The sequence below is a fragment of the Rhodoferax sp. UBA5149 genome, assembly GCF_002413825.1.
Classification (GTDB): Bacteria; Pseudomonadota; Gammaproteobacteria; order Burkholderiales; family Burkholderiaceae_C; genus Rhodoferax.
Map to the genome: position 1 here is coordinate 44,393 of NZ_DHXT01000102.1, position 5,720 is coordinate 50,112.

Genomic DNA, 5,720 nt, shown 5'->3' on the forward strand with positions numbered 1-5,720 from the left:
ATCAAGCTGGGCATCATCCCCGGTGCCGGCGGCACGCAGAGGCTGCCGCGCGCAGTGGGCAAGGCCAAGGCCATGGACCTGGCGCTGACCGGCCGCATGATGGACGCCGCAGAAGCTGAACGCGCTGGCCTGGTTAGCCGCGTCGTACCGCTGGACAAGTTGATGGAAGAGACACTGGGCGCCGCACTGATGATCAGTGAGTACTCACAAATAGCCACCATGGCAGCCAAAGAATCCGTCAACCGCGCCTATGAGGGCACGCTAAGCGATGGCATTATTTTCGAGCGTCGCCTGTTCCATGCCTTGTTTGCCACGGCCGACCAAAAAGAAGGCATGGACGCCTTCGTGAACAAACGCAAGGCTCATTTCCGGCACCAGTAGGGCCGTGACTCGGAACCCGCTCCCGGCTTCTGGTTATAATATTGGGCTTAGGCGCTTTAGCTCAGTCGGTTAGAGCGATGGAATCATAATCCACAGGTCCGCGGTTCGAATCCGTGAAGCGCCACCAGATCAAGCCCACAGTGCGTCCACTGTGGGCTTTCTTTTTTTGGGCTCACATTACTTGATCTGTTATATTTACAGGTCGCGTGTCACTCAATCCATGTCAAGAAGGGAAAACCTATGAAGCTTCATAAATTATCTATCGCCGTCGTTGCCGCTCTGGCTCTGTCAGCTCAGTCCCTGTGGGCTCAAACACCCGCTGCGCCAGCGAATGGATCAGGCGCTGCAGCCGGCACAGGTGCTAGTGCCAGTGCAGGCGCAAGTGCTGCATCTACTGCCGCCCTTGGAACTATCACTGCATCTACCATGGTTATTGGCGCAGTCGTCGCGGCTGCGGTCATTGCTGCTGTGTCTCAAGACACCAATACGGCCACAGCTACGGCCACCGGTACGCACTAATTAATGCTGTGCTATTGATTAGCGCCTTCGGGCGCTTTTCTTTTTGGTTTTGAAAATATCTTCCTGCTTTGCTTGTCGGTGCTGGTTTTCGGTATTCATGATCGTCAGTCTTGCCGGGTGTGCCTCAGGTTCCACGCCGTTGACTGACGTTTTGTCGGCCGTGGCCTCAGAACAGTTCGGTAGTGGTCAAGCGTCAACCCTACCCGCCAAGCCAAACCCCCTCTACCGTTACCTTCGAATAGAGGTGGAGGGTCGTGCCCCGGCCTTGTTGGTATTGGGTTATGTCGATGCCCATCCTCAAGGTGACATCGAGGTTTGGTACTCCGCCGGACGCGAAGTCGTCAAAACACAGAATGGTCGCATTGTTGGCACTGCTGGACTGGAGATTGACTGGCGCGCCGTTCGATTCCCGTCGGCTCCGCCGGTCTGGACTGAGGTCCCGCCCCAGGGAAGCGTTTACCAGCGCTCACGGGATGAAATGCCCGGTCACCGCTACGCCATCCATGATCGTATTGAACTTAAGCCCTGGATTGGCGTGCCCCCCATTGCTTTGCCGGCCTCGCTGCCCGCCAAACAGGCCCGCGCCTACGGCTGGTTCCGCGAAGCCACGCTGAATTCCAGCGCCCAGCCTTTGCCGCCGTCCTGGTTTGCCTGGGGCCTCTACCGTGGGCAACCCGCCGTCGTTTATTCGGAGCAGTGCTTGTCGGCCACCTTCTGTCTCAAGTTGCAGCGCTGGCCAGTTCAGGAAGGGGCTTCGTGAGGTTCCAGTTCACCCGTATCGCACAAGCGTCTGTCTTGTGCATTGCTTGCTGTGCCGGTTTGCCCAAAGTGGCCCAGGCGCAAGTCGTCCCGATTCAAGCGGCCATCATTCCCGGTGAGCGCTTGAGCAACTGGCTGCTGCGCAACGTCGGCCCCAACGCCGACACGACTGCCTTGCAGTGGCAGGTGCAGGCCGAGCGCGCACCGCAGGAGCAACTGCGTCAGGCCGTGGTCCTTGGCTTGCGGCAAAGCCCGGTGGCTACCTTGTCCAACGAGGCCCGTGCCCATTTATCCGACTGGTTGTTGGGTTTGCCACTCACAGGTCGGCTCACCGTAGCCATTGCCGACGCCCGCTGGCTTCAATCGGCCCCTATGCAGGATCCCATCTTGCGAGAGGGACATCGCATCGTCTTGCCTTCACGGCCAACCACCGTCACCGTCGTGACCGAAGCTGGTCTGCCGTGCACCGTCTCTCATGCTTCCGGCGCCCTGGTTCAAGACTACCTGCGCGCCTGTCTTGGTGCTGAAGCCAGCCGGCAGGTGGATTGGGCCTGGATCGCCCAGGCTGACGGCCGCACTACCCGCTATGGCATCGCCCCCTGGAGTCTGGAGCCCCAAGCCGAGCCTGGTCCTGGCGCCTGGATCTGGGCACCCCAGCGTCAGGCCGGTATTCCCCAAAGCGTGTCCGACAACCTGGCCCGCTTTCTGGCCACCCAGTTGCCGGGTGAATTCACCTTGCCCGTTGAACAAATCCAACACGTTGCCTTGCAGCGGTCAGAAACATCGCGCCCCCGCGGTGCTCAGGCCACAGCCAATGATTGGGGTGAAATTGGCCTGCTGCAGACCCCCACCGCGCGCATGGCCCCCTCGGGTGAGGTGCGTCTGCAGATGAGCCACGTAGCGCCCTACACAAGGGGCACCGTTATGTTCCAGCGGCTCGATTGGCTAGAGGGGGGCTTTCGCTACACTGACATTGCCAATCGCTTGTACGGACCCAGCATCGCGGGCAACCAGTCCTTAAAGGACAAATCCATCGACTTGAAAGTCCGACTGCGCGAAGAAACTGCTTTTGGGCCCCAAGTCGCACTGGGTCTTCGTGACTTGGGCGGCACCGGCCTGTTCTCAGGCGAATACATTGTCGCCAACAAGCGCTGGGGCAATTGGGACGCCAGCCTGGGCTTGGGCTGGGGTTATCTGGGGGCTCGCGGCAATATCAAAAACCCTTTGTCCTTTTTGGGTGCGGGGTTCGACAGCCGGCCTGGCAACAACAACGCCAGCGGTGGCACCACAAATTCGCAATCGATGTTTCGTGGTCCCACGGCACTCTTCGGGGGCCTGCAATGGCACTCACCATCGGACCCGTGGATTTTCAAGCTGGAACTTGACGGCAACGACTACCAGCATGAGCAAGACAACAACAACCAACCCGTCAAGAGCCCATTCAACGTCGGCGCCGTTTACCGTTATTCGCCCAACATCGATTTGAGCTTTGGCCTGGAGCGCGGCAACACCCTCATGCTGGGCTTTACCCTGCATGGCGGACTGAACCAGCTGTACTCCCCAAAGCTGCTGGACCCCACCTTGCCCGCCGTCCGTCCCAGTGCGCCAGCCCGGTTAGCGCCAGCGGGCTGGGGGGGGACCGCCCAAACCATAGAGCTTTACACCGGCTGGTCAGTGCGTGGCATCTCACACCAGCGCATCACCACCACGGTGGTGGCCGAGACCGATGCCGCCGTTCACCTGCAAGAACGTATTGATCGCGCCATCACCGTCCTGCATCGTGATGCACCCGCTTCCTCCACCCGCTTCGTTTTGCAACTGCAACAACGCGGCCTGCCCATGTCACAGGTCGAAGTGGACCGTGCCGAATGGGTGGCGCAGCACACCCAGGTCGAACCCCCGGCCTTGCGTTTGCCCGCGCAGCAGGTTTCGCCAGGTCAGGCTTCTGTGGTCGCGGACCTGGGGCCAGGCGAGACCGGGACCCGTTTCTGGAAAGGCAAGACGCCAGGCTTCAGCGCCGAGTGGGGCCCCAGCTACAGCCAAATCCTGGGCGGGCCAGACGGTTTCCTGCTCTACCAGATTGGGGTGCAAGCCAAGCTGGAGCACCGTTTTTCAGACACCACCTGGCTCAGCAGCGCCTTCGACCTGCGCCTGCTCGACAACTACGACAACTTCAAATTTGACGGGCCCAGCAACCTGCCGCGCGTGCGCACCTTCCAGCGCGAGTACGTCACATCCTCGGCGCTGACCATGCCGCTGCTGCAATTCACGCACGTGCGGGATTTTGGCAACGGCCACTACGTCAGCGGCTACGCCGGCATGCTGGAGTCGATGTATGGCGGGGTCGGGGCCGAGTGGTTGTATCGCCCCTGGCAGGGTCGCCTGGCCTGGGGGGTCGATATCAATCACGTGCGCCAGCGCGATTTCCGCCAAAACCTCTCATTCCGCGACTATTCAGTCAACACGGGCCACGCCACCCTGTATTGGGACACCGGCTGGAAAGACCTCCAGGTCAAACTCAGTGCCGGCCGTTACCTCGCCGGCGACGTTGGCGCCACGCTCGACATCAAACGCGTTTTTTCCAACGGTGTTGCCGCAGGTGCCTGGGCCACCAAAACCAACGTATCCGCTGAGACGTTTGGTGAGGGCAGTTTCGACAAAGGCCTTTACGTCACCATTCCGTTCGATGTGATGTTGCCCAAGTCCACCTCGGGCAACGGCACCATCGTCTGGAACCCCCTCACGCGCGACGGTGGCGCACGCCTGAGCCGCCGCTTTACCCTGGATGACCTCACACGCCAGCGCGACTACCGGGCTCTGGCATGGCGCTCCGCCAGTCCGGTGGGCGTTAGCTCGGCCGAGAACACCAGCTATGTGCTGAACGAGCCCAAGCTCAACGCGCTGGAAACCCTGGGCAGCAGCAGCGCCACCCTGGGCCGGCAGATCGGTGATATCCCGGCCTCCACCTGGTTGTGGGCTGGCGGGGCGATCCTGGCTTCCAGCCTGCTGGACAAACCCGTCGACCGCTGGGCACAGAATCATCAGACTGGCAACGCGGACCGACTGGGCACTGCCACCAACGCCCTGCCGGTTGCAATGGCGCTGGGGGCCGGCTTGTTGTACACCGGCATCGGTGGCCAGCCCGCCGCCAGCACGGCAGAGACCGCGCTCAAAGCCGCTGCCTATACCTGGGGCGCCAACCTGGTCACCCGTTTCGTCGTTGGTCGCTCTCGGCCCTTTGAGGAGCAGGGCAACGCTAACTTCGACGGTTTCAACAGCAACGCCCTCCAGTCGGGCTTCGCGTCCAACCACGTGGCCATGGCCTTCGCACTGGCTACACCGTTTGCGCAACAACACAACATGCCTTGGCTCTACGCGGTCGCGGCTGCTTCTTCCTTTGGGCGCGTGCAGAAGCGCGATCATTGGGTATCTGACACCGTGGCCGGCGCCTTCATGGGCTATGCCATCGGTTCTTTGATGACTGACCAGCAGCAGCACAGCCAAACAGGCATGCGTCTGAGCGTCACCCCGCAGTCGGTGGTGGCAAACTGGTCTTTCAAGTAGTCGTTTGCGCTGCCGCACCCCTATTAAATCAAAAACAAAAACCATGAAAACCCACGACCTCTACGCCATCGGCAATGCCTTGGTGGACTCTGAATACGAAGTGTCTGATGCGCAACTCCAGGCCATGGGCGTGGACAAGCGGCACATGACCTTGATCGACGCCGCTCGGCGCTCTGAATTGCTCGGCCACCTGCAAGCCACCAGCTCGCGGCGCACTGGCGGCGGCTCGGCGGGCAACACCGTGGTGGCGCTGGCTCAGCTGGGCGGCAAGGCGTTTTACTCTTGCCGGGTGGCGGATGATGAGCTGGGTGCGTTCTACANNACCCACTTTAGGAAGGGGCGCTGAGCAGCCGCTCAACTTCGGCCACACACCGACGGGCGGCAGCAACAAGGCTCGGCACAAATGCATGGCCATTACGCAAGGCGCTGGAAAGCACGACCAAATCCTCAATGTACTCGTGGACCATCTGGTTTCTGAGTCTGCGCATTTCCATCCA

At 60.9% G+C, this 5,720-nt stretch carries 4 protein-coding genes and 1 tRNA gene; all 5 read left to right on the plus strand.

Going from position 1 to position 5,720, the window contains the following annotated elements:
* Window positions 1-381, plus strand: a 381-nt coding sequence (locus B3V69_RS09280) for an enoyl-CoA hydratase-related protein (RefSeq protein WP_296445871.1), incomplete at its 5' end; no start/stop codon positions are given.
* A 50-nt stretch (window positions 382-431) separates the two neighbouring features.
* Window positions 432-508: transfer RNA gene (locus tag B3V69_RS09285), tRNA-Met, on the plus strand.
* A 489-nt stretch (window positions 509-997) separates the two neighbouring features.
* Window positions 998-1,660 (plus strand): YjbF family lipoprotein, encoded by a 663-nt coding sequence (locus B3V69_RS09290; RefSeq protein ID WP_296445874.1) that lies wholly within the window; start codon window positions 998-1,000, stop codon window positions 1,658-1,660.
* A complete protein-coding gene (locus B3V69_RS09295) occupies window positions 1,657-5,223 on the plus strand; it encodes a YjbH domain-containing protein (protein WP_296445876.1) in 3,567 nt (1,188 codons plus the stop codon). Before B3V69_RS09290 ends, B3V69_RS09295 begins: the two co-directional genes overlap by 4 nt.
* Before the next feature lie 145 nt (window positions 5,224-5,368).
* Entirely contained in the window at window positions 5,369-5,569 is a 201-nt protein-coding gene (locus B3V69_RS09300; RefSeq protein ID WP_422662607.1) for a PfkB family carbohydrate kinase, read from the plus strand.
* Window positions 5,570-5,720 lie beyond the last annotated feature (151 nt).